Source organism: Pantoea sp. XY16 (assembly GCF_025153065.1).
Lineage (GTDB): Bacteria > Pseudomonadota > Gammaproteobacteria > Enterobacterales > Enterobacteriaceae > Pantoea > Pantoea alfalfae.
Genome location: NZ_JANZNP010000004.1, coordinates 462022 through 486762 on the forward strand (window position 1 = coordinate 462022; position 24741 = coordinate 486762).

At 52.8% G+C, this 24741-nt stretch carries 25 protein-coding genes; 16 read left to right on the plus strand and 9 right to left on the minus strand.

The genetic code is table 11. The features are described 5' to 3' along the window. The first annotated feature begins 80 nt into the window (after positions 1–80). From yebS to rsmF, 3 genes are all read left to right on the plus strand, one after another. Complete coding sequence (gene yebS, locus N1689_RS06785) at positions 81–1325, plus strand: membrane integrity lipid transport subunit YebS (protein ID WP_161733079.1); 1245 nt, start codon at positions 81–83, stop codon at positions 1323–1325. Next, entirely contained in the window at positions 1294–3927 is a 2634-nt protein-coding gene (locus N1689_RS06790) for a PqiB family protein (RefSeq protein ID WP_260058327.1), read from the plus strand. The genes yebS and N1689_RS06790 overlap by 32 nt, the downstream gene beginning before the upstream one ends. Positions 3928–4256: 329 nt before the next feature. After that, positions 4257–5684, plus strand: a complete 1428-nt coding sequence (gene rsmF, locus N1689_RS06795; RefSeq protein ID WP_405038542.1) for a 16S rRNA (cytosine(1407)-C(5))-methyltransferase RsmF — start codon at positions 4257–4259, stop codon at positions 5682–5684. Position 5685: 1 nt separating this feature from the next. Here rsmF and N1689_RS06800 read toward each other — a convergent pair whose 3' ends face one another. From N1689_RS06800 to N1689_RS06815, 4 genes are all read right to left on the minus strand, one after another. Continuing rightward, the gene (locus tag N1689_RS06800; RefSeq protein ID WP_161733085.1) at positions 5686–6333 is read right to left on the minus strand and encodes a metallophosphoesterase; all 648 of its coding nucleotides are present in this window, start codon (positions 6331–6333) and stop codon (positions 5686–5688) included. A 258-nt stretch (positions 6334–6591) separates the two neighbouring features. Continuing rightward, positions 6592–6804, minus strand: a complete 213-nt coding sequence (locus N1689_RS06805; protein ID WP_161733087.1) for a DUF1272 domain-containing protein — start codon at positions 6802–6804, stop codon at positions 6592–6594. 146 nt (positions 6805–6950) lie between these two features. Next, entirely contained in the window at positions 6951–8312 is a 1362-nt protein-coding gene (locus tag N1689_RS06810; protein WP_222925380.1) for an MFS transporter, read from the minus strand. A 134-nt stretch (positions 8313–8446) separates the two neighbouring features. Further along, the gene (locus N1689_RS06815) at positions 8447–10477 is read right to left on the minus strand and encodes a choline transporter (protein ID WP_161733091.1); all 2031 of its coding nucleotides are present in this window, start codon (positions 10475–10477) and stop codon (positions 8447–8449) included. 255 nt (positions 10478–10732) lie between these two features. On the opposite strand from N1689_RS06815, the gene betI reads away from it, so the two are divergent. From betI to N1689_RS06855, 8 genes are all read left to right on the plus strand, one after another. Continuing rightward, complete coding sequence (gene betI / locus N1689_RS06820; protein ID WP_161733093.1) at positions 10733–11326, plus strand: transcriptional regulator BetI; 594 nt, start codon at positions 10733–10735, stop codon at positions 11324–11326. Positions 11327–11340: 14 nt separating this feature from the next. Beyond that, entirely contained in the window at positions 11341–12813 is a 1473-nt protein-coding gene (gene betB, locus N1689_RS06825; RefSeq protein WP_161733095.1) for a betaine-aldehyde dehydrogenase, read from the plus strand. 23 nt (positions 12814–12836) lie between these two features. Beyond that, the gene (gene betA / locus N1689_RS06830) at positions 12837–14519 is read left to right on the plus strand and encodes a choline dehydrogenase (RefSeq protein WP_260058330.1); all 1683 of its coding nucleotides are present in this window, start codon (positions 12837–12839) and stop codon (positions 14517–14519) included. A gap of 427 nt (positions 14520–14946) precedes the next feature. Further along, complete coding sequence (mdtJ, locus tag N1689_RS06835) at positions 14947–15297, plus strand: multidrug/spermidine efflux SMR transporter subunit MdtJ (protein ID WP_150015024.1); 351 nt, start codon at positions 14947–14949, stop codon at positions 15295–15297. Then, positions 15284–15613 (plus strand): multidrug/spermidine efflux SMR transporter subunit MdtI, encoded by a 330-nt coding sequence (gene mdtI / locus N1689_RS06840; RefSeq protein WP_161733099.1) that lies wholly within the window; start codon positions 15284–15286, stop codon positions 15611–15613. The genes mdtJ and mdtI overlap by 14 nt, the downstream gene beginning before the upstream one ends. 200 nt (positions 15614–15813) lie before the next feature. Continuing rightward, a complete protein-coding gene (locus N1689_RS06845; RefSeq protein WP_260058331.1) occupies positions 15814–16956 on the plus strand; it encodes an acyltransferase in 1143 nt (380 codons plus the stop codon). A 163-nt stretch (positions 16957–17119) separates the two neighbouring features. Next, positions 17120–17380, plus strand: coding sequence for a hypothetical protein (locus N1689_RS06850; RefSeq protein ID WP_013358126.1), 261 nt, complete (start codon positions 17120–17122; stop codon positions 17378–17380). Positions 17381–17496: 116 nt separating this feature from the next. Beyond that, positions 17497–17682, plus strand: a complete 186-nt coding sequence (locus N1689_RS06855; protein WP_150015032.1) for a hypothetical protein — start codon at positions 17497–17499, stop codon at positions 17680–17682. 104 nt (positions 17683–17786) lie between these two features. On the opposite strand, the gene N1689_RS06860 is transcribed toward N1689_RS06855, so the two are convergent. The 3 genes from N1689_RS06860 to N1689_RS06870 form a co-directional block, all read right to left on the minus strand. Further along, a complete protein-coding gene (locus tag N1689_RS06860; protein WP_167493426.1) occupies positions 17787–17924 on the minus strand; it encodes a hypothetical protein in 138 nt (45 codons plus the stop codon). Between the two features lie 215 nt (positions 17925–18139). Further along, positions 18140–19162 carry an alcohol dehydrogenase AdhP gene (gene adhP / locus N1689_RS06865; protein ID WP_161733103.1) on the minus strand — a complete coding sequence of 341 codons (1023 nt, stop codon included), beginning with the start codon at positions 19160–19162 and terminating at the stop codon, positions 18140–18142. A gap of 302 nt (positions 19163–19464) precedes the next feature. Beyond that, positions 19465–19749: a hypothetical protein gene (locus tag N1689_RS06870; RefSeq protein WP_202604893.1), complete on the minus strand. Its 285-nt coding sequence runs from the start codon at positions 19747–19749 to the stop codon at positions 19465–19467. A 382-nt stretch (positions 19750–20131) separates the two neighbouring features. Between N1689_RS06870 and N1689_RS06875 the strand changes: the two genes are divergently transcribed. Beyond that, the gene (locus N1689_RS06875; protein ID WP_253418868.1) at positions 20132–20506 is read left to right on the plus strand and encodes a phage baseplate assembly protein V; all 375 of its coding nucleotides are present in this window, start codon (positions 20132–20134) and stop codon (positions 20504–20506) included. 371 nt (positions 20507–20877) lie between these two features. Here the strand turns inward: N1689_RS06875 and N1689_RS06880 are convergent, their stop codons facing one another. Both N1689_RS06880 and N1689_RS06885 read right to left on the minus strand, forming a co-directional pair. Continuing rightward, complete coding sequence (locus tag N1689_RS06880) at positions 20878–22167, minus strand: hypothetical protein (RefSeq protein ID WP_260058333.1); 1290 nt, start codon at positions 22165–22167, stop codon at positions 20878–20880. Positions 22168–22304: 137 nt separating this feature from the next. Continuing rightward, positions 22305–23147: a phage repressor protein CI gene (locus N1689_RS06885; protein WP_260058335.1), complete on the minus strand. Its 843-nt coding sequence runs from the start codon at positions 23145–23147 to the stop codon at positions 22305–22307. Positions 23148–23255: 108 nt separating this feature from the next. Between N1689_RS06885 and N1689_RS06890 the strand changes: the two genes are divergently transcribed. From N1689_RS06890 to N1689_RS06905, 4 genes are read left to right on the plus strand one after another with little or no spacing between them, the layout of a single operon-like run. Beyond that, positions 23256–23657: a hypothetical protein gene (locus N1689_RS06890; RefSeq protein WP_003854592.1), complete on the plus strand. Its 402-nt coding sequence runs from the start codon at positions 23256–23258 to the stop codon at positions 23655–23657. 31 nt (positions 23658–23688) lie between these two features. Beyond that, a complete protein-coding gene (locus tag N1689_RS06895; protein ID WP_260058336.1) occupies positions 23689–24198 on the plus strand; it encodes a phage regulatory CII family protein in 510 nt (169 codons plus the stop codon). Positions 24199–24249: 51 nt separating this feature from the next. Continuing rightward, entirely contained in the window at positions 24250–24396 is a 147-nt protein-coding gene (locus N1689_RS06900; RefSeq protein ID WP_404927776.1) for a phage filamentation protein Fil family protein, read from the plus strand. Next, entirely contained in the window at positions 24360–24701 is a 342-nt protein-coding gene (locus N1689_RS06905; protein ID WP_260058340.1) for a DUF5347 domain-containing protein, read from the plus strand. The genes N1689_RS06900 and N1689_RS06905 overlap by 37 nt, the downstream gene beginning before the upstream one ends. Positions 24702–24741: the final 40 nt, after the last annotated feature.

The window sequence follows — 24741 nt, forward strand, 5'->3', positions numbered from 1 at the left end:
TGATGCCCGAGACAGGCACACAGACAATGTCTTAATGACCAATATCTGTTCCCTCTGAAGAGCGAAAATTGCATCACCCTATGAAAATTCACGCTATCAGCCAGACATTGCCTCACGCACGTTATCAGCGTTGCCCGCAATGCGATACCCTTTTTTCCTTACCGGATGTGAAAACGCATCAGTCGGCACACTGCCCGCGCTGCAACGCTGAGATTCTCAGTGGACGCGACTGGCCAATGACCCGACTGATGGCCATGGCCGCCACCATGATCGTGTTAATGCCCTTCGCTTTTTCCCTGCCGCTGGTGGATATCCGGCTGCTGGGTATGCGCATTAATGCCAGCGTGCTGGAAGGGGTGATTCAGATGACTCAGCAGGGTGATGTGCTGACCGCTTCAATGGTGGCGTTCTGCACCATCGGTGCGCCGGTAACGCTGGTCGCCGGCATCTGTTATCTCGGTATTGGTCATCGTCTGGGCATGAACCTGCGGCCCGTATTGATCATGCTGGAGAAGCTCAAAGAGTGGGTAATGCTCGATATTTACCTGGTCGGCATCGCCGTGGCATCCATCAAGGTGCAGGACTATGCTTCGCTGGAGATTGGCTATGGGCTGGCGGCCTACATTGCCCTGACGGTGCTGAGCGTGCTGACCATGATCCATCTGAATATGGAACAGCTGTGGGAGCATTTCTACCCGCAAAGCCCCGGCAATATGGCCCGTGACGACATGCAGGTCTGCCTCAACTGTCATAACACCGGCATCGCTGATGAACGGGGCCGCTGCCCGCGCTGCCATACGCCGCTCGACTTCCGTCGCCGCCACAGCCTGCAGAAATCCTGGGCTGCGCTGATCGCGTCGATTGTGTTCTTGATCCCTGCGAATCTGCTGCCTATTTCCGTGGTTTACCTGAACGGTTCACGGCGCGAGGACACCATCTTCTCCGGCATCCTGGGGCTGGGTGAAGGCAATATTCCGGTGGCAGCGATTGTGTTTATCGCCAGTATTCTGGTGCCCTTTACCAAGGTACTGGTCATGCTGACGCTGCTGCTTAGCATTCATTTCCGCTGTGAACAGGGACTGAGAACCCGCATCCGGTTGCTGCGGTTTGTGACCTGGGTTGGCCGCTGGTCCATGCTCGATCTGTTTGTCATTTCGTTAACCATGTCGCTGGTCAACCGTGATCAGCTGCTGGCTTTTACCATGGGACCGGCTGCGCTGTTTTTTGGCGCGGCCGTCATCCTGACCATTATGTCTGTTGAGTGGCTGGACAGCCGCCTGCTCTGGGATGCACATGCAACAGGAAACGCCGACTACACCGACTAACGCAACGCTGCGTAATAAGCGCAAAATTTCGCCCTTCTGGCTGCTGCCGGTCATTGCGATGCTGATCGCCTGCTGGCTGCTCTGGACTAATTATCAGGAGCGCGGCACCACCATCACCATCAATTTTCAGACGGCGGATGGTATCGTGCCGGGTCGTACCCCGATCCGTTATCAGGGCGTAGAAGTGGGCACCGTGCAGGGCATTAATCTCAGCGACGACTATCGTAGAATCCAGATTAAAGCCAGCATCAAGAGCGACATGCGCGACGCGCTGCGTGAGGATACTCAGTTCTGGCTGGTGACGCCCAAAGCCTCACTGGCGGGCGTCTCGGGTCTGGATGCGCTGGTCGGCGGTAACTATATCGGGATGATGCCGGGTAAAGGTAAACCCAGCGAGGCGTTTACCGCGCTGGATACGCAACCGAAATACCGGGTCAATACCGGCGAATTGATGATCCATCTGCATGCGCCCGATCTTGGCTCTCTCAACACTGGCTCGCTGGTCTACTACCGTAAAATTCCGGTTGGTCGGGTCTATGACTACAGTATTGATAATAAGGCCGATGGCGTGGCAATTGATGTGCTGATTGAGCGTCGCTTTATTAATCTGGTGAAGACCAACAGCCGCTTCTGGAACGTGTCGGGCGTCAATGCGGACGTCAGCCTGAGCGGCGCTAAAGTGCAGCTGGAGAGTCTGGCGGCGCTGGTCAATGGCGCGATTGCGTTTGACTCACCGCAGGGGGCGGAAACCGCCAAAGCGGAGCAGAACTACCGGCTCTATCCCGATCTGGCGCACAGCCAGCGCGGCGTGCAAATCACGCTTGACCTGCCTGATGGTAAAAATCTCAAGGCCGGCAGCACCCCGCTGATGTACCAGGGCCTGGAGGTGGGTACGCTGACTAAACTGAACCTGCTGGATGGCGGCAAGGTGACCGGCGAGCTGACGATTGATCCTTCTGTGGTTGGACTGATGCGCAGCGGTACCCGCATCGAAATGCACAGCCCGAAAATCAGCCTGACCGATACCAGCCTCAGCGCGCTGCTGACCGGTAATACGCTGGAACTGGTGCCGGGTGAAGGCGAGCCGCAGCAGCACTTCACCGTGCTGGCGTCGAATGAGACCCTGCTGCAGAAACCCAACGTACTCACGGTCAAACTCAGCGCACCAGAGAGCTACGGCATCGATCAGGGCCAGCCGCTGATGCTGCACGGTATGCAGATTGGTCAGGTCATGTCACGTTCGCTGGATGAAAATGGCGTCAATTTCGTCGTCGCGGTCAATCCTGAAAATCGCAATCTGGTGCATGGCGACAGCAAATTTATCGTCAACAGTCGCCTCGATGTGAAGTTCGGTCTTGATGGCATGCAGGTATTAGGTGCCAGCGCCCGCGAGTGGGTAGATGGCGGCATCCGGCTGGAGCCGGGCAAAAAAGGCGAGCCAAAAAGCGCCTATCCGCTGTTTGCCGATGCTGAAAAAGCGGACGAAGGCATTACCGGCGATGGCCCGTCCACGACGCTGATGCTGACCGCCAACAGCCTGCCTGACGTACAGGCCGGTTCGGTCGTGCTTTACCGTAAATTCCAGGTGGGCGAGATTGTCAAAGTGACGCCGCGCGCTGACGCTTTTGATATTGCGGTGCATATTCAGCCGGAGTATCGCAAGCTGCTGACCAGCGAAAGCGTGTTCTGGGCTGAGGGTGGCGCACGCGTCAGCCTTAACGGCAGCGGTCTGACGGTGCAGGCATCGCCCCTTAACCGTGCGCTGAAAGGCGCAATCAGCTTCGACAATATGAGTGGTGCGCAGTCGGTCACAGGGGCTAAACGCATGCTCTACTCCTCTGAAACCGCCGCCCGCGCGGTGGGCAGTCAGATTACGCTGCACACCTATGACGCCAGCAAGCTCTCTGCCGGGATGCCGATTCGTTATCTGGGTATCAACGTCGGTCAGGTGGAGTCACTGTCGTTAAGCAAAGATAACAATCAGGTCGTGGCGAAAGCCGTACTCTACCCTGAATATGTGAATGATTTTGCCCGCCTCGGCAGCCGTTTCTCAGTGGTTTCACCGGAGATTTCCGCTACGGGTGTAAATCATCTGGAGACCCTGTTACAGCCGTACGTCAACGTTGATCCGGGCAAAGGCGGTGCTGCACGCACCTTTGAATTGCAGGAAAGCACCATTACCGATTCGCGCTACCTGAATGGCCTGAACATTTATGTTGATGCCACTGAGGCCGGTTCACTGTCGCTGGGTACGCCGGTGCTGTTCCGGGGTGTGGAAGTGGGTACCGTCACCGGCACGTCACTGGGTAATATGGCCGACCGCGTGCAGATCGCCCTTCGCATCAGTAAGAAGTACCAGCATCTGGTGCGGAACAATTCGGTGTTCTGGCTGGCGTCCGGATACAACCTCGACTTCGGTCTGGTGGGCGGCGTGGTGAAAACCGGGACCTTCCAGCAGTTTATTCGCGGCGGTATTCAGTTTGCGACGCCACCAACGGTGCCGCTGGCGCCACAGGCGAACCCGGATAAACATTTCCTGCTGCAGGATGAAGCGCCGAAAGAGTGGCGTACCTGGGGAACGGCGATTCCGTCTCCGCGTTAATTTACTCTGAACGAGCCGCCTCTTTCAGACGGCTCAAAACGTAAAGCGATGGGAGTATACGCCTGTAGCAAAGCATCGCGGGCCATGGACAAAAACGCCGGGAGCGTTTTTGAACAACGCAACGCGTTGGCCCGTTTACGGGCGCACCTCAGGGATGAGGTGCGTAATCGCCCGCGCTGAGCATGCCTGGGATGGCGTCTTTAGCGTCTTTGCGAAAGGCGTATGCTCCCTGAGCCTTCACGTTATTCTCACTCTCAAACGGGCAGCCTGGCTGCCCGTTTTCTTTCCTCATGTTACACTGCCGCCTTTGCCTTAACTGGAATGTGCCCGTGTCAGATGCGTCTTCGTTTTTCCCCGCCGATTTTCTCTCATTAATGCGTCAGAGCCTGCCCGATGAGGCGAGCTTCGCGCAGTTTATCGCCTACAGTCAGCAACCGCTGCGCCGCAGTATTCGCGTCAATACCCTGAAGATCAGCGTAGCTGCCTTCCTGAGCCAGACCGCCGGGTATGACTGGAAGCTGACGCCGGTGCCGTGGTGCGAAGAGGGATTCTGGATCAGCCGGGAAGATGAGAGCCTGCCGCTGGGTAGCGTCGCTGAGCATCTCAGCGGCCTGTTCTACATTCAGGAAGCCAGCTCCATGCTGCCGGTAACTGCACTGTTTGATACCCAGCCAGAGGTCAGCGCCGTGATGGATATGGCGGCGGCACCGGGTTCCAAAACCACCCAGATTGCGGCGCGAATGGGCAATCAGGGCGTAATCCTGGCAAACGAATTCTCCTCCAGCCGGGTCAAAGTGCTGCACGCTAACATCAGCCGCTGCGGCGTCAGCAACAGTGCCCTGACGCACTTTGACGCGCGGGTCTTCGGGCCCGCCCTGCCGGAGCAGTTCGACGCCATCCTCCTCGACGCACCCTGCTCCGGCGAAGGCGTGATTCGTAAAGATGCGGATGCACTGAAAAACTGGTCGCTGGCGAGTACCGAAGAGATCGCCGCGACCCAGCGTGATCTGCTCGACAGTGCCTTTCACGCACTCAAACCTGGCGGCACGCTGGTTTATTCAACCTGCACCCTGAATCAGATTGAGAATCAGCAGGTGATTAGCTGGCTGCTGCAGCGCTATCCGGACGCGGTTGAGGTCGTGCCGCTCGACAGGCTTTTTGAGGGTGGTGATCAGGCCGCGACGCCCGAAGGCTATCTGCATGTCTTTCCGCAGATGTTCGACAGCGAAGGCTTTTTCGTGGCGCGTCTGCGTAAAATCGCGTCAGTCGAGCCCTTACCCCTGCCGGGCTACAAAGTGGGTAAGCTGCCCTTCTCCCATCTCAACCGTAAGCTGGAAAGTGAGATCGTACAGGCCGCCGCCACTGTCTCTATCAAATGGGATGACGCACTGGAGCTGTGGCAGCGTGATAAAGAGATCTGGCTCTTCCCGAAAGCTGTCACCCCGCTGCTGGGCAAAGTGCGCTTTTCGCGCATTGGCCTGAAGCTGGCAGAAACCTTTGCTAAAGGCTATCGCTGGCAGCATGAAGCCGTGATTGCACTGGCGCAACCCGATGCGACGCAGGCCTTTGAGCTCACGGCGGCAGAAGCTGAAGAGTGGTATCGCGGCCGGGATATCTATCCGGAAACGGCACCCGTTAACAATGAGATGATTGTGACCTATCAGCAGCAGCCGCTGGGGCTGGCGAAGAAAGTTGGCACCCGCATCAAGAACAGCTATCCGCGCGAACTGGTGCGCGACGGTCGCCTGTTCCGCTAACTCACTTGAGTTGCAGCATCGTCAGATGATTGCCAAACACGGCGCCGGTATCGATGTAATGCAGATTGGCAATCGTCAGCGGCTGTTTCAGCGGGGTATGACCGAAGTAAAAGGCATCTGCGCCATGGATGCCCGCCTGCTCACCTGACTCCAGGTCCTCCAGCCGCTGACGGCTCCAGACCACCTTTTGCCAGTCGAGTGACTTATTCAATGCGTATTCCCGGGCCGGATAATCTGCATGGGCAATCACAATAGTGCGCTCACCCAATTGCAGATGCAGTATCAGCGGCCGTTCACCACAGCGCCGCAACGCATGACGTGCCGCGATTAACGCTGCGCCCCGCAGCCGGAAGAACCAGTCGCCGCCGTTCATCCGCCAGAGCGCCATTTCCTGTCCCTGCAACGCCGCCAGCGCCATCTCCTCATGATTGCCGCGCACGCAGCGAAACCAGGGCTCGTCCAGCAGGGCCAGACAACCCAGACTGTCGGGCCCGCGATCAATAATGTCGCCTACCGAAATCAGTAAATCCTGCTGAGAGTCAAACTGTTGCTGCTGCAACAGCGCATCGAGTTCGCGGCGGCATCCATGGATATCGCCCACCACCCAGATCCGTCGCCATGCTGCGCCATTCAGGACGTCGTAATACATGGGTGCATGCGCCTCTCTGCTGAAAACATTATCAGAGTATAGTCAGGGCTGGCCACGAATCGGCGTGATGAACGGGGAAACAGAACCAGTAAGGCTGTGGGGCGAAGAGAAACAGAGGGTGGAAGAAAAGTGCGTCCCTCCCGGCGCTTATCTCCGGCACTCAGTTAAGGTGGTAGCTCTGTCAGGGACGAGATTCATCATAACGGCATCGGGCCACGCAGGCTATTCTGCCTCTGACGTAATCGTCGTCATTTGAGATCAGCTGCGCATTTTGGCCGGATATTTCTGTAGTTTCTCTGCCGGACGCACCGGACGGCGCACCAGTTCACCGCCGCAGTTGGGGCAAACATGCGCGAAATGCTCATCGCAGTCAGCGCAGAAGGTGCATTCAAACGAGCAGATGCGTGCCGCCAGAGACGATGGCGGCAGATCGACGTCACAGTGTTCACAGTTCGGGCGCAGTTCCAGCATGGTATGACTCCTGAAGAAGCGGGTGACTCAGCATCGCTGCTGCTGGCCCGCCTGTCGAGCCAGTGACCGGACAGAAGTGAGCCAGATCCGGACATTATGCATAAAGCCATGCAAAGCCTGGCGAACAAGGTCCTGCCCTGTCGCGGCTATTTATGGCGCTGATCTTCGGAAACCTCCCCGGGATGATCGTCGGACAATGCCTCTTCATCAGTCGCGCCCTCGTCCCCACCGTACTCCTCCTCCGGTGCCTGACCGCCCATTGACGCCTGAATCACCTCCTCTTCCAGCGTCGGGATCAGCGCAGCACCCAGTGGCGAGGTCGCCAGACTGTCAGGCATGACCACGTGCGGCAGCGGGACTTCGGTTGTCGGAAGCGGACCTGGCGCACGGACAAAACTCAGTCCGCCAATCACCAGCGCACAGAGCGCAAAGAAGAGATAGAGCATATTGCTGCCCAGCGGCTGCATCAGCGCACCGACCACCAGCGGGCCGATACTGGCACCAATACCAAACGCCATCAGCAGACAGGCGGTTAACGACACGCGGCGCTCGGCGGCCACCTGATCGTTGGCCAGCGCCACCTGCAATGGGTAGAGCGCGAACTGCATCATGCTGGCGGCAAAGGCGATGCCGATCATCCAGTCAAACGTCAGATGCGGCAGCAGGATAAGTGGCACGCAGATGACGGCAAACAGCATCGCAATAATAAACAGCAGTCGCTGACGATCGTAGCGGTCAGAAAGCCAGCTCAGTGGAAACTGCGACACCAGCCCGGCAAAGATCGTAAGACTCATAAAATAGCCGGTCTGACCGGTGGTGAAGCCTTTGCTGCTGCCATAAACGGGTGCCAGACCGTAGAAGGCACCAATTACCATGCCGGTTACCAGTGTGGTGCCGAGCAGTTTGGGGATGGTGCGGATAAAATAGCCCAGTTCCATGGGTGCGGGCGTCATCGGCCTGACATGGGTGCGGGTGGTCAGCGCTATCGGCACCAGACAGAGCGCGAAGCAGAGTGCGACAATCAGCAGCGTACTCACACCAAATCCGGTCTGCAGGCTCAGTATCACCTGCCCGCCACTCAGCCCAAGGTAGGTAGCGACCATATATAAGCCGAAAATCATGCCACGCTGCGACGATTCCGCCTGATCGTTGAGCCAGCTCTCCAGCACCATGTACTGGCACATCATGCAGAGTCCGATAATCAGACGCAGAAAGACCCAAAGCGGAATAAAGTCAGTCAGGCCGTGACCCACCACGGAGGCGGTAATGATCCCGGCGCAGGCGACGTAGGCACGGATATGGCCGACGCGGGCGATCAGGTTGTGCCCCACCTTGCCGCCAATGACCAGCCCGATATAGTTTGCCGCGATAATTGCACCAATCAGCGCGCCGTTAACCTGCTCGCTGGCCAGCCGTAATGAGACATAGGTGGTCAGTAAACCGGAACCAAGCAGCATCAGCAGCGTGGTGGTGTAGAGCGGCAGAAACGTACTGAATATTTTTCCCATATGACTCCCTGTCTATACCCTTCAGGCATCAGGCCAGCAAAGCCCTAAAGATAGACGATATCGGCAGGCGACGGCGTGTAACGGCTCGTCGATGGCAAAAAAAAACCCGCCAGCACAGTGCTGACGGGCCTGGTTTACACGCTTGGGAAGCTGATATTGCTGCCCGGCGCTTCACGGTTGAGATGGATGAAGTTCAGGTGTCGCTCATACTGATCCAGTATGTCGATGATCACCTGCTCTTTGCTGTAATCCATCAGGTCGTTACCCTGGCTGCCCTCCATCAGGAACGTTTCCAGTCGATAGTAGGTCGACTTACCGCTACGGGCGCGGTAGGTAAAGCCCGGAATCGAATATTGCTGCGGCCAGACCTGATAAATGAAGTCCTGCTCTTCGCCCAGATGAACACGCAGATCCAGATAGCCAATCGGGTTCGCCTCATCTGCCTCGACGCTTTCCAGTGTGACGCGGGCATCACGCAGTTCCAGCTCTTTTGCCACTTCCTGCATCGCCGGGAAAATGGTCTTTTCCATCATCTGCTGGGTGTAACGCGAACCCGGGTAGTTCATCAGGCGTGACAGACGCTTCTTCCAGGTCAGACGGTCGGTCGCATGCGCCAGATAGGGCGCAGTGTCGCGCGTGGCGCTGGCACGGCGGTGATCCTCAATCTTCAGTGATTTAAACAGACCCGCCATCACAAAGAAGATCACAAAGCTGAACGGCAGTCCCATGATCACCGTGGTGTTCTGCAGGGCAGTGATACCGTTGGTCATCAGCATGCTCAGCGTCAGCACCCCAATCGCCACGGACCAGAAGATGCGCAGCCAGTTTGGCGCATCGCTGTTAATGTCTTTCAGCCGCGAAGTGAAGTTACCCAGCACCAGCGAACCGGAATCCGCAGAGGTCACGTAGAACAGCATGCCAGTGATGGTGGCAACCGATGCGCTGAGTTTAAACGCCGGATACTGCGCCAGCAGGCTGTAGAAGCCACGCTCTGCATGGTTCATTACTTCCTGCGCAAATTCCGTATTACCGTGAATGATCTGATACAGCGCGGCGTTACCGAACACGGACAGCCACAGCAGTGTAAAGGTGAACGGAATAATCAGCGTGCCCAGCACGAACTCACGAATGGTACGACCGCGTGAGATACGCGCCAGGAACAGGCCGACAAACGGCGACCACGCCACCCACCACGCCCAGAAGAAGAGCGTCCAGCTGTTCATCCATTGGGTTGGACGATCAAAGGCAAAGGTATTGAGCGTCATGCCCATGAAGCGGTTGATGTAATCGCCAACGTTCAGCACCAGAGCATTCAGCAGGAACTCGGTGTTGCCGAAGAACAGCACAAACAGAATCAGGCCAAGCGCCATGATCACGTTGAGTTCGGAGAGGAAACGGATCCCTTTATCAACACCCGACGTCACAGAGATGGTAGCGATCACCACAGAGAGGACAATCAGCGCGGTCTGCGCGGTCAGGCCTTCCGGGATATCAAACAGCACTTTCAGGCCGTAGTTCAGCTGTACGACCCCTATCCCTAACGTGGTAGCGATACCAAAGATGGTGCCGACCACGGCTGCGATATCTACCGTGTGACCAATGGGGCCATAGATGCGTTTACCGAATATGGGATAGAGCGCCGAACGAATAGTCAGCGGCAGGTTATAACGGTAGCTGAAGTAGCCCAGCGCGATGCCCATCAGTGCGTACATCGACCAGCCGGTCAGTCCGTAGTGGAACAGCGTCCAGACCATCGCCTGGCGGGCGGCTTCCAGCGTCTGCCCTGCTCCTTCCGGCGGCTGCATATACTGCGTCACCGGTTCGGCGACCGAGAAGAACATCAGGTCGATGCCGATCCCGGCAGCAAACAGCATGGCGGACCAGCTGAGCACGCTGAATTCGGGTTTAGAGTGCTCCGGCCCAAGCTTAATAGAGCCAAAGCGTGAGCAGGCCATATAGAGCACAAAGACGATGTAGAGGGTGGCAGCCAGCATGTAGTACCAGCCGAAGGTGGCGGAAACCCAGTTGACCGCCTTGAGGATCCAGCTCGCGGCCAGTTCACTGTAGAGAATCGTCACAAGTGAAAACGTCAGAATCAATCCGGCAGAGGTATAAAATACAACGGGATTGAGTCTGTCTTTTTCACCGGAAGGTGGATTATTCATCGATTACCTCTGGTTAATGTCCTGAAAATTCGCAATGGATACGTCTTGCCGCCCACGGTGTTCAGGCCGTGCGGCTCTGTTTCGTTCTGTCACTTCCTGTTAATCGCTATGACAATCCAGCCTATTTTAGCACTCATTGCCGTTTCGCTTACGCTACATTTAAAAAACAGCATCCTAACAAATTTTCTTTTTATATTGAACGTGCAATCAAAAAAAGATTAAATAGGGGCTCGATTTGAGGGTGGAGCTGGAGCTATGCCAAAGGTAGGGATGCAGCCGATACGACGTCGGCAACTGATTGATGCGACCCTGAGCACGATTAATGAGATGGGGATTAATGATGCCACGATTGCCCAGATCGCCCGGCGGGCGGGGGTCTCAACCGGCATCATCAGTCACTACTTCAAGGACAAGAACGGTTTACTGGAAGCTACGATGCGTGATGTGACGCGTCAGCTACGCGAGGCAGTACTGTCGCGGCTAAAACCGCTGGCCGATGCCTCTGCAGAACAGCGGCTGTGTGCCATTGTTGATGGAAATTTTGATGAAACCCAGGTGCACACCGCGGTGATGAAAGCCTGGCTCGACTTCTGGTCGAGTAGCATGCATCAGCCCCAGCTTAACCGGCTTGAGCGGGTCAGCAGCCGTCGGCTCTACTCAACGCTGGTGGTCGAATTCCGGCGTGAACTGCCGCTGGAAAAAGCACGCATGGCCGCACACGGTCTGGCTGCCCTGATCGACGGTCTGTGGCTGCGCGCCGCGCTAAGCGGTAAGCCATTCGATCCCGCTATCGCGCTCACACTGACCACCCAATTCATCCGTCAGCAACTGGCTGGCGAGCACGAATAACGGAAGGAGAAAACATGTCCCGATTCACCGAGCAGAAACTCTACATCGATGGCGCTTATGTTGCCGCAGCGTCTGGCGAAACGTTCCAGACAATCAACCCGGTCAACGGCGAAGTCCTGGCAGAGGTTCATGCCGCCGGCCAGGAAGATGTCGATCGCGCCGTTGCTGCCGCCAGAAAAGGCCAGAAGGTCTGGGCGGCAATGACCGCCATGGAGCGCTCACGCATCCTGCGTCGCGCCGTCGACATCCTGCGCGAGCGTAATGATGAGCTGGCAGAGCTGGAAATGCTGGACACCGGTAAACCTTACAGCGAAACCTCAGCGGTCGATATCGTCACCGGTGCAGACGTGCTGGAGTACTACGCGGGTCTGGTTCCGGCGCTGGAGGGTCAGCAGATCCCACTGCGTGAAACCTCCTTTGTTTATACCCGCCGCGAACCGCTGGGCGTGGTCGCCGGTATCGGTGCCTGGAACTACCCGATTCAGATCGCCCTGTGGAAATCCGCACCCGCGCTGGCAGCGGGTAACGCGATGATTTTCAAACCCAGCGAAATGACTCCGCTTACTGCCCTGAAGCTGGCAGAAATCTACACCGAAGCGGGCCTGCCGGATGGCGTGTTTAACGTGCTGCCGGGCATCGGTTCGGTGACCGGTCAGTTGCTCACCGAGCATCCGGGCATCGACAAAGTCTCCTTTACCGGCGGCGTTGTCAGCGGCAAAAAAGTGATGGCTAATGCAGCGGGGTCAACGCTGAAAGAGGTCACTATGGAGCTGGGCGGTAAATCACCGCTGATCATCTTTGATGATGCCGATCTCGATCTGGCCGCTGACATCGCCATGATGGCGAACTTCTACAGCTCCGGTCAGGTCTGCACCAACGGCACCCGCGTCTTTATCCCTGCAAAACTGCAGGCGGCGTTCGAGACCAAAATCAGCGAACGCGTTGCCCGTATTAAAGCAGGCGATCTGCGTGATCCGGCTACCAACTTTGGTCCGCTGGTCAGCTTCAGCCATCGCGACAACGTGATGCGCTACATCGAATCCGGCATTGCTGAAGGCGCACGCGTGCTGTGTGGCGGCAAACGTCTGACTGGTGGTGATTTCGACCAGGGTGCCTGGGTGGCCCCCACCGTGTTCACCAACTGCCGTGATGAGATGAAGATTGTCCGTGAAGAGATCTTCGGGCCGGTGATGTCGATCCTGAGCTATGAAAGTGAAGAAGAAGTGATCCGCCGCGCCAACGATACCGAGTTTGGTCTGGCCGCCGGACTGGTGACGCAGGACCTGAATAAAGCGCACCGCGTGATTCATCAGATCGAAGCCGGTATCTGCTGGATCAACACCTGGGGCGAGTCCGCCGCAGAGATGCCGGTGGGCGGCTACAAGCACTCCGGTATTGGCCGCGAGAATGGTCTGATGACGCTGCAGAGCTACACCCAGGTGAAGTCCGTGCAGGTTGAGCTGACGCGTTTTCAGTCAGTCTTTTAATCACTTAACCTGAGGAACGACGAATGGAATTTGATTACATTATTATTGGAGCCGGATCCGCAGGTAATGTTCTGGCGACCCGTCTTACCGAGGAAAGCAACGTGAGCGTCCTGTTGCTCGAAGCGGGCGGCCCGGATTACCGTTTTGATTTTCGTACACAGATGCCTGCGGCCCTTGCCTTCCCGCTGCAGGGAAAACGCTATAACTGGGCCTATGAGACTGAGCCAGAGCCTTACATGAACAACCGCCGCATGGAGTGTGGTCGCGGCAAAGGCCTGGGTGGTTCATCCCTGATTAACGGCATGTGTTACATCCGCGGCAACGCGATGGATCTGGACAACTGGGCCAGCGAGCCGGGACTGGAGAACTGGAGTTATCTGGACTGCCTGCCCTACTACCGTAAAGCGGAAACCCGTGATATCGGCCCGAACGATTTCCACGGCGGCGATGGCCCGGTTTGCGTGGCAACGCCGAAAGCGGGCAACAACGTGCTGTTTGAAGCGATGATTGAGGCGGGTGTACAGGCGGGTTATCCACGCACCGACGATCTGAATGGCTACCAGCAGGAAGGTTTTGGTCCGATGGATCGTACCGTGACGCCAAAGGGTCGTCGTTCCAGCACTGCCCGTGGCTATCTCGATATGGCCAAAGGTCGCCCCAACCTGAAGATCATTACGCATGCCACCACCGATCGCATCATCTTCGACGGCAAGCGCGCGGTTGGCGTGGAGTATCTGCAGGGCGACAGCAACACCATCAATAAAGTGATGGCTCGTCGTGAAGTGCTGCTGTGCGCGGGTGCTATCGCCTCGCCACAGATCCTGCAGCGTTCTGGCGTGGGTTCGCCTGAGCTGCTGAAGCAATTCGACATTCCGCTGGTGCACGACTTGCCGGGCGTGGGTGAAAACCTGCAGGACCATCTGGAGATGTATCTGCAGTATGAGTGTAAAGAGCCGGTTTCTATCTATCCGGCCCTGAAGTGGTGGAACCAGCCGAAAATCGGTGCAGAGTGGATGTTTAACGGCACCGGAATCGGTGCCAGCAACCAGTTTGAAGCAGGCGGCTTTATCCGCAGCCGCGAAGAGTTCAGCTGGCCGAACATTCAGTATCACTTCCTGCCGGTAGCAATTAACTATAACGGTTCTAACGCTGTTGATGCCCACGGCTTCCAGTGTCACGTCGGCTCTATGCGTTCGCCAAGCCGTGGTCATGTGCGCCTGAAGTCACGCGATCCGCGTCGTCATCCGGCTATTCTGTTCAACTACATGTCACATGAGCAGGACTGGCATGAGTTCCGCGATGCTATCCGCATTACGCGTCAGATAATCAATCAGCCAGCGCTGGATAAATATCGTGGCCGTGAAATCAGTCCGGGTCTGGATTGCCAGACGGATGAGCAACTGGACGAGTTCGTGCGCAACCACGGCGAAACCGCCTATCATCCGTGCGGCACCTGTAAGATGGGTAACGACCCGATGGCCGTCGTGGATGGCGAAGGTCGTGTACATGGGCTGGAAGGTTTACGTGTCGTTGATGCGTCGATTATGCCGCTGATTATCACCGGTAACCTGAATGCCACCACTATCATGATTGGCGAGAAGATTGCCGATAAGATTCGTGGCCGCAATCCGCTGCCACGCAGCACCGCCACTTACTATGTCGCGGGTGATGCGCCGGTTCGCACCGTGCCGCAGCGCGCTGAGTGATTCGTGACGGTGTCACGTAACAAAAACCGGGCATTCTGTTGCCCGGTTTTTTTTGCACTGTTTTACGAACTCGCGCTTCCCTACATACGTTTTAAAAAAAACTGATTTTTGAACCATCAAACCTCAACAGGAATCAAAAATAGCAGCATCTGCTGTTGATTTCATGATGTGCAGAATGGTATAAATCCGGCGTGTATTTCACCGGAGGCATTATCCGTCCACTGACGAGAAGCAACAATGTGGATGCGTTGTAAATTTTATGAGCAGAATGTTCATGTCACATCTTACCCCCACCTTCCTTTCTGGCTGGAACGTCGCCGATCAGCACTGGCGTAACGCCCTGTAGTCCCCTCACCACTTCGACACTGTTCTGAGTCTGCCCTGTGTACTGTGGCAGGTCGTCTTTTATCGTTGCTGGAGAGCACCCATGCGCGCCTGGGTTTTACTATCACTCGCTATTGTTACTGAAATAATTGGTACCCTTTTCATGAAATGGTCCAGCCTCAATGGCAGCCATTCAGGCTATCTCATGATGCTGGGCATGATCGCTTGTTCCTATATTCTGCTGAGTTTCGCCATCAAACGTATCGCCCTGGGTGTGGCTTATGCCCTATGGGAAGGGATTGGCATCATGCTGATTACGTTATTCAGCGTACAACTATTTGGCGAAGCGCTGTCAGCGCTGAAAATCTGCGGTCTGGTAACGCTGATCGTCGGGATTGTGCTGATCAAGACTGGCACCCAATCATCAGCGGAGGTTAATCATGGTCATCGCTGATTTTATTCATGCCGTCTGGCTGGCACTTGCTATCGTGCTGGAGATTGCCGCCAACATATTCCTTAAATATTCTGATGGGTTTAAGAAACCGCTGTACGGTCTGCTATCACTCTGCTGTGTGCTGCTCGCTTTCAGCGCACTCGCTCAGGCGGTCAAAGGCATCGATCTGTCGATCGCCTATGCAGTCTGGGGCGGTTTTGGGATTATTGCCACTGTCGCGGCTGGATGGGTGTTGTTTGGCCAGCGACTGAACCGCAAAGGCTGGGCCGGTCTGACTCTTCTGCTGGCTGGCATGATCCTGTTAAAGCTGGCCTGATCGCTTATCTCAATCAGTAATTCTGGTTAAGGGTGTGCGCTTGTACACTCTTACCTTTGCGTGCTTTCCAGCCCTTTTGCAGTTGATTTCTTCCTAATCTCTATGCTCGGAATCCTCTTACTTTTGTAAAGGCCCGTTTACATATCTTTTGCCTTAAGGCTTAGTGAGCGCCAAAAGCCGGATAAAAACGAGGAAAAGTTATGTCTGCAACACGAGGTTGGTCAACGGAGCTGGAAGGGTTACGCGGCATTGCCTCTCTCTGGGTACTGGTTGGCCATATCAGCTTACTGGTTCATTGCCATATCACACTAATTTCATCACCGGGCATCGGGGTCGACCTTTTTATTCTGTTATCGGGTTATCTGATGGCGAAAAACTACGTCGAGCGCCAGCAGAAAGAGCCATGGCAGAGCGCGGAGACGATTAAGAAGTTTTGGATCCGCCGCTTCTTCCGTATCGCCCCGCTCTACTATCTGCTGTTAATCATTGCCCTGATTTATGGCCCGTGGTTTGGTGAAATGCGTGACACCATTGCGCATTTTTATTCCGGCACCGCCACGGAGTCGTCGCGTTACAACGACCAGTCGCTGGCAAATATCCTGACTCACTTCAGCTTCCTGTTCGGCATGTTGCCCGAGTATGGGTTTAAAACCGTGCTACCTGACTGGAGTATTGGGCTGGAGATGCAGTTCTATCTGCTGTTCCCGTTCATCATGCTGGTCACGCTGCGCTTTGGTTATGCCGCCTCCCTGATTGGCATCATGGCGCTCTGCTGCGCCGGTCGGTACATGCTGGCCGATTATTATGAGGCGTTTGAGATGCCTTCGATGATCCTGATTAAGCTGAACATGTTTCTGGCAGGAATGCTGCTGGCCGAGGCAATTCGCCGTAAATCGCTGCTCTATGTCGGCTATGCGCTGCTCGGCCCGGTCGTCACCGTGGCGATTGGCATGGACGCGATTAAGCTGCAGGTGATAATGGAGGCGCTGATGATCGTCGGTATGACGGCGATTCTGTGGCAATACCCGCAGGGCAGCATGATGGCTCAGCTGATTGCCCTGCCGCGGAAACTTCTGAACAACCGACTCAGCACGTGGCTGGGCGACGTCTCGTTCTCGGTCTACCTGCTGCACCTGCTGATCGTGATCCCGCTGATCGCCCTGCTGCTCACTCATACTGACTTTGAGTTTAAGAGCGACATGATGCGTTTCCTGATTGTCTGCATATCTGCCATCCCGGTGACCTATGCGCTGGCCTCTTTACTCTATAAGTATGTTGAGAAGCCCGGCATTCAGATGGGTAAGCGCGTACTGAAGCCTAAGCTGGCCAATCAGACCAGCTAAGTTTCAGTCCACTCATTTCTTAAAAGCCCCTGTCTGGGGCTTTTTTATTGCCTCTGACACCGTTTATCAGCCCTGTACACGCAATGATTAAGCGCCCTCGCCAGCACGCCTGCTGAGGTGAACTACACTTTCCCGGTTAGCAATCTGAAGCAAAGGAGAGAACATGAGCATTCAGCATCTGCTGCTATCCAGTGACGGTGGCGCGGTGATCATTGAAGCAGAACAACTCGAAAGTGAGCTGGTTATCCCGCCCCATCTGCAGACCCTGAGCGGCGGTGAAGCTGACAGCGATACCGGCCATCGAGTGGCGGTAACAAAGCACTACTGCAAGGGACGCTATTATGCGGTTGCCCTTGATCGCCACGCAGCCAGCAATGAAATCGATGACGTAATTGACCTGCTGCATCCTGCCCCGCTTGATTAGCCTTTATCGGCCACGGTGCGTTTAAGGTCAGGTTCCGCTGAGAGTCCGGCGAAAGAACGGCCTGTTAAGGCATTATCGCCACGCGGCATTACTATTTTCAGAAGAGGAAAAGCATCATGGAAAAGAAGAAGTGGTTTGTTTCCTACGTCATTAAGCCAAAAGGTGAAAATCATGTTACGACGCATGCCTTTATTGAAGGTGATGATGTTGAGGAGGCGCTTGAGACCTTTATGTTCGAAACCAAAAAAAGCCTGTCGCTGGAAACTGAAGAACTGACGCTGCTGTCGGTAAGTCTGGTGTAACCTCTGATTAACCTCGCGATAGCGGGGTTTATCCCTTTCGAGAGGGAAAGGTTATCTATTTATATTATTTATATTATTTATAATTTCCCTGGTGCCGCACTCAGTTACTTAGTGGGATAAGGCCAGGCGTGATCCATGCCCGTCGATGACATCAGACCGGTCACAGCCAGATACGCCAGTATCAGGACAAACAGTACAATTGCAGCAATTTCAATGGATTTAAGTAAGTGATGCTTCGCCATAAATAACCCTCCTTCAGTTGTGTGTAATCATGCCTTCCCCTCATAAACTATAATGTTACCGGTAAAGTGCAAGCGAAAATCATACAATGAAACATAAAGCCGTGCTTATTAATGTTTGTGGGGAATACGCGTTAAGGCCTTCACGTGGCAGGACCAGGCGCTGCTGACATAAAAAAGCCCACAATGCGCGGGCTTTAGTAACGCTCAGTTGGGTTCTAACTGGCAGGCTGACCGGTAAAGTCGATAACCATCCTGCCGCGGATTTTGCCGTGAATCATCTCATCGAAGATGGCATTGACCTCACCAATCTTCCTTTTGGTCACTTTCGGCACCACCTTGCCTTCTGCCGCAAACTGGAAAGCTTCCGCCAGATCGTTGCGCGTTCCGACCAGCGATCCCACCACCTGGATGCCATCAAGCACCAGTCGCGGGATATTCAGGCTCATTGCTTCCGGCGGCAGTCCGACTGCTACGACCCGACCTCCGGCTCTGACCGCGTCCACCGCTGAATTAAAGGCCGCTTTGGCGACGGCTGTGACCACAGCAGCATGTGCCCCACCGGTCTTCTCCTGAATAAAGCGTGCCGCATCTTCGCTGGCAGAGTTAACGACCAGATCGGCTCCCATCTCTTTCGCCAGCGCCAGCTGTCCATCACTGACATCAATCGCAATCACTTTAGCGTTGAAGACGTTTTTCGCATACTGCAGAGCGAGATTACCCAGCCCACCAAGGCCATAAATCGCCAGCCACTGTCCCGGTTTGACCTCTGATACTTTTACCGCTTTGTAGGTAGTGACACCGGCACAGGTAACGCTACTGGCGGCAAAGGGATCAAGTCCGTCGGGAACTTTGACCGAGTAGTCAGCAACGACGATACACTCTTCAGCCATGCCGCCATCGGCGGTAAAACCGGCATTGATGACGTCCCTGCAGAGCGTTTCATTACCGGAGTTACAGTATTCACAGTGTCCGCAGCCCTTGAAGAACCAGGCGACGCTGGCGCGATCGCCCGGCTTGAGCGAGGTGACATCCGGCGCGACTTCCTCAACGATACCGATCCCTTCGTGACCCAGCGTTACACCGGTCTTATCACCAAAATCACCGTTCTTCACATGTAAATCGGTATGGCATACACCACAGCATTCCATCCTGAGCCGCGCTTCGCCGGTTTTGAGAGGACGTAGCGTCTTCTCAACCACTTCAACCTGGTGTTCACTATTAGCAATTGCCGCTTTCATAAACGTTCCTCCATTTGATTGGAGGTTAAGAATAAGCCAAACCGCGGTGATGACAAGATGACAGGTAAGCTTTGGGTGCTTGCTGCGGGAGTTGTTGTGGCTTTTGCGAGTGGGGTCGGTTTTTTAGGTGAAGCCGCGGGATTGTGTTTAGCGGCAACGCTTCGTCAGGCTTGAGTTTTCTGTCGGGGACAAATAAAGCGCGCTTACGGTACGATTTTAGTCAGGTAAAGATTGCCCGTTAAAAGGGGCAATAAAGCCCCTTGTCGCTTCAGATGATTTCGTACTATTTGCTCAAACGCGTCTTAAGAGTGCCAGCGGTGGATGCCACTGTCAGCGGGTGGCGGCCCCATATGCTGAGCGGCACTATCCGGCGCTGGTGGTGGTCCCATATGCTGAGAAGCATTGTTTACTGGCGAAGCAGGTCCGGCGTGCTGACTCCAGCTGGCGTCATTATGATGGTTTTCATGATGACGATGCCAGTCAGAAGATGGGCCACGATGATGACCACCATCAGCCATCACACAACCTGACGTTGCGGCACTCGCTAACGCTACAATTACACATGGGATAACTTTTTTTAAGAACATAACAGATCCTGATTGAATATCACCGGGGGCAGGTTACGACTGAGTTTTTATACGTTGGGTAAACATGGTGAGGGGTTTGGGGAGGATGTTGGAAGAGGTTGATTGAGGTCAATTTTAGGTAGGATTGTGTTCCTTAAAGGCTATTCTCTGCTGTTGGGCTGCTAGTTAAGCGAGAGTGTCCCCAGAAACTTACTGAACCTAAGATGAGGTTTGGTACTATTTCTTTTCTGACTTCCTCTGATGTTTAGCTATACATGAACAAACGCTAAATCCCTTTTTTCTCTGGTTGATGGGACACTCTAGCCCCATCAACTTACAAATCTTAAAGATTTGCGCCTGCTACGCAACGTGACCAGCATCGGAACCGTGTCGGCCCTCAATATTGATAGCCCTTTATGCCGTGTTGTTACCTGAAAACACAATCAACTGGCTGAGCACCGATGCGGATAAAACCCGCTCATGGAATGCGCCGTCAGTGGGCGAACAAGTTCTTGTTCTGTGTCTGGGCGATGAAATTGATACCGGCTTTATGCTGTCAGATATTTTATCTGACAACACCCCGGCCTATGCTTTGCACTGGTCATTTCATGACGGCGCGGTGATCGAGTACGAGCCGGGAACTGGCCTACTGGCCGAAACCGGCAAACAAACGGCCACCATCAAGACGGCGTTAAAAATCCTGTTCGACCTGGCTGAAGTGGAATACAAAACGCTGCGAAAATTGCGCAGCTGGAAGTCACCCAAGGCTGCACGCTGACCGATCTTGAGCACATATGGCAGTGAGTGCAAGCGGCCGTGTTCAAGCGTAAGCATAACGTTGATGCGGATAATTATGTATTACATCCACTTCGCGCCCGCTCATCCTGAGGATGCAATCCGCTGGCGTTCCTGGCGAAGAAAAATGGCGACAAAGTGGCGGGTAAAATTCCAGCAGAATAGAAATTCAGGTAACAGAATGGGTTTTAACTGGTTGATTTAGGTATTAAATTTTTTAAATTCCAGCCAAAAAAAGACCGAATACTATTTAAGTTGTTTTATTTCAATAGCTTACAGCAACAAATGGCGATTCATTGGCTGAGAAATTTGCAAAACACTCAATTTCAAAGCCAATATGCAATTAATCAGTCATCAAAGCCTATTAGGCTCACCATCAGTAATCTGAATTGTTCTAGAGATATTTAACACATATATACCTTTCGTGGCTGATTTAACATTGCGACCAAAGTTGATTATATTCATTCGAAAAATATTCTGTATTTCATCGAAGCTTAAATCATCGCCTTTATTTCTGCTGCCCCGTAAATGTGGTAAGATTCTACTCACCTCTCCATGATTAAACATCCTCCCAACAAATTCTAATATATCCTTATTTTCAAGGCCCTGATCATCCAAGAATAAGAACAACTCTCTTAATTCAGAATCTTCGATATATCTTTCATCAAGAATTCTTTTTAGAATAGCCTGCAATAACTGTGGGTTACGTGAATACAACAAACGGAGCTTGCTGAATATATCATTTCTGATTATAGACATTTTTATTAGTCGCTTGGCTTTTACGTTCGCGACAGATGGCAGTTTAAGCTCATTACAAATACTAATAATCTGATTATTTAACGCGGACCAATGTGGTACAGCATTTTTATTAACGAAATTTTCCCAACCAACAATAAAATCGAAGCCCACGCCAACATTGAATGTTCGCAAAATGGTTCGATTATAAAACGCTGCCAAAACGCTCCCCAACGATAAATCACATGAAGAATTAATTTTGGCTTCACTGCACATCCATCTGCAGGACCAATTTGTCGTAATTTTATTAGTAGGCGGACATGCAGCATACCAACCATAGCTTAAAATGTTGGCTTGGTTGTTATTGATGTTTATTCCATTCAAAATTGAATTTTTATTCTTCGACGTCTTATAAAGGTCAAACAAAGGCCATTTACTCAACAAATGAAATTCTTTAGCTGTACTGCTATTTATAGCATTACTCTTTGTAACTGGCACAGAAGGAATATCAAGTGATGGCGCCCTTTTGGCCTGAAGAATTAATCCGTAAGACCCTGAAACACAAGAGCTTTTTCCACTGCCATTTGTAATGAGATTATCATTATAGACAAAATGCATATCTCCTATCTCAACTTTTTCAGTAATTTTATTTCCGTTGTGATCATATTCAGAGTTGAGAAATTTTGCCAAAGGTACTTTGTCTATCCATCCAAAAGAAACGTCAAATGTTACTAATGCATTGGGAGGTGTAGTTTGTTTTGTGGTGTTAAATAATAGATTAACAAGTTGATCTATAAATCCTGGAGTAAACAATAAACCTAACTGCCCCAGCTCGCTGGTAGGTGAAGATGATGAATATTGATGGTTAATTATACTATCTATGCTATTTGAAGATACACTTATGCTCATCTAAATAAATCCTTATAATAGTCTAAACCCCATGTTCACATAAACAGAAAACCAAAATAAGCTTGCACCAGCTTACTGCTTTCATTAATACTTACTATCTAATTTTTAAATCAATAATAGAATTTTTTAAAAGAATTTTATGCCGTGTAATTCATAGTCAAAATTACTTTACCTGCCGGATTGACTTCATGAACATTGCAAACAAATTGGCTTCCACTACCTGCCACATTAATTCTACGTCCAGGTAGCAGAGTTATATCATAAACATCATATTTATCATCAATGCCGATTAACCATCGACCATTGCTAATGCTCGTGACATTAAGGTCGACAACCCAAGCCCCTAAGCTACTTGAAATAAAAACTGGCTTAGTTAGCGTGTTCGGAATAAAGCTTAAGTCGATTAACCAAGTCCCAACGTCTTTCAGCACGCCTGATATCAAGCTCTTGTGTGGTATATATTGGTTATAAGTGTCTTCTGTAATTTTTCTAAGGTGTGACCCCTTCCCTGTTGCTAACCATTCCAGTGACACACCAGTATCAAGTGCGCATGTCACAACTACATCACCAGGAAAATAATTTCTTCGTACCCAGGTACTTACTGTTCCAGAAGAAATGCCAAGCAGGTCACAAAGTTGCTTTTGAAGGGTGAATCCATACGCATCCATGATTCTGCGCAGCACTGCTTTACCACCATTGGATGTGATTTCCTTCAAAAGAGCTTCGCCAGAAGGCAGGTTTACAGCTCGCTCCAAGCTTGCATTTGCAAGCTTCCCATACAAAAGCCATTGCAGATCTACGCCGGTATCAAGCACGCACTTAATAATTGCGCTACCCGGCACACTATTGCGTTGTGACCATGCACTTACGTTATTCGAGGGAACCTTGAGGGCTTCAGCCAATGCGCGCTGTGTCGTTACACCATAAGCCGAAAGCAACCTCTCAATCACTTCTTGGGCATTTGACTCTAAGTTAGGCATACATAACCAACCACAAAAGTAGTTTACATGAGCACAATTGTGATCTAACGTATGTACACACCACATGTAACACCGTAGAACACGTTATTTAACTGGAGATATTGCGTTATGCATACTGAAAATGCAAACAGCCAGAACGCATTTGACTTAGTGCAATCTCAAGATTTTATTGCCAATGTCGCAGCGATTTTGATGCCAGCCATCAGCGAAGCGGTAAACGACGCCGTAAACAAAGCCGTCACGCTCGCCACATCCCCAACAATGTCCAAACAGGACTTTGCTGCAGCTAACCGCATTAGCCTGTCAGTGCTGGAGAAATGGATTGCTAACGGGGTTGTGCTGCTCGCCCCTACTCCATCTTTCACATATACACAGAACCGCACCAATCGTAAGACCGGCGAAGTGGTAGAGACCACCATGACGAAACATGGCAATCCGCTTATCAATGTTGCTGCATGGCGTGAGAAGAATCGCCAGCAGGCAATCAAATGCCGCTACATCAAACCCTAACTTGATTTTGCAAGTTAAGAAGGATCTGAGCATGTTTGATTTCAAGGTTTCTACCCATACCCATTACGACGATGCCTGTCGCAAATTCGCGTTAGCTCACAACATGGAAGACGTCGCTAAGCAGTCCGGCATGCGTGCGCAAACGTTGCGTAACAAGCTGAATCCAGACCAGCCACATCAGCTTACCGTCTTAGAGGTTTTAGCCCTTACCGATGTCACTGAGGATGCAACGTTGGTTGATGGCCTGCTGGCACAAATCCAGTGCCTCCCCTGCGTGCCGGTAAATGAAGTCGCAGATGAAAAATTCCCCCTGTATGTCATGAAAGCCACCGCAGAAGTAGGCCAGTTAGCAGCAGGCGCAACCTCTACAGAACCTATGACAGCCAACTGTAAACGTGGCCTTCTGCAAAACGTTAATAGCGGTATTCGCTGCTTAACACTAGCCGCAATGGCAGTACAGGCGCGAATTCAGGCTAACCCGGCACTGTCCTCAACTGTCGATGCTATGAGCGGCATCGGTGCATCATTTGGCTTAAGTTGAGGGGTAGTCATGATCTCATTGGCAGCAAGGCTTAAACGCCAAAGCCCATCCATGTCATACGGACACGGCTGGATCATGGGAGAAAACGGTAAGCGCTGGAATCCAGTAACGCCGTCAGCTTCAGAAGTCAAAGCACAGGCATTACCCAAGAGGAGTAAATCATGGCTATCGAAGGCGATTCCATGCTGGTCGAACTGACAGCCGGTCAACGTGTTGCCGCGTTGAATCATGTAGCTCTGCTTCGGGCTCATCTGATGGGCGGTAATTGCGAAAAAGATGTAGCCCGTTTTATTGCTGAAATGCGCGATGTTACTGACAGCAATTATCAGGATAACAAACGTGCTTTAAGTGCCATTTTCTTTCTGGCAAACATCGGTAAAGACCGGCACTCAGCCGATTTTACTGATCTCACTACTGATGAAAGAAACGCGTTGATTTGCGCAATGAACCACCTGAAAGCCGTTGTGAGTTTATTTCCCAAACGAATGACTCTTTTAAGCTAAATAACCCAAAGCAATTAATTGGCGTAAACCCGCCGGGATT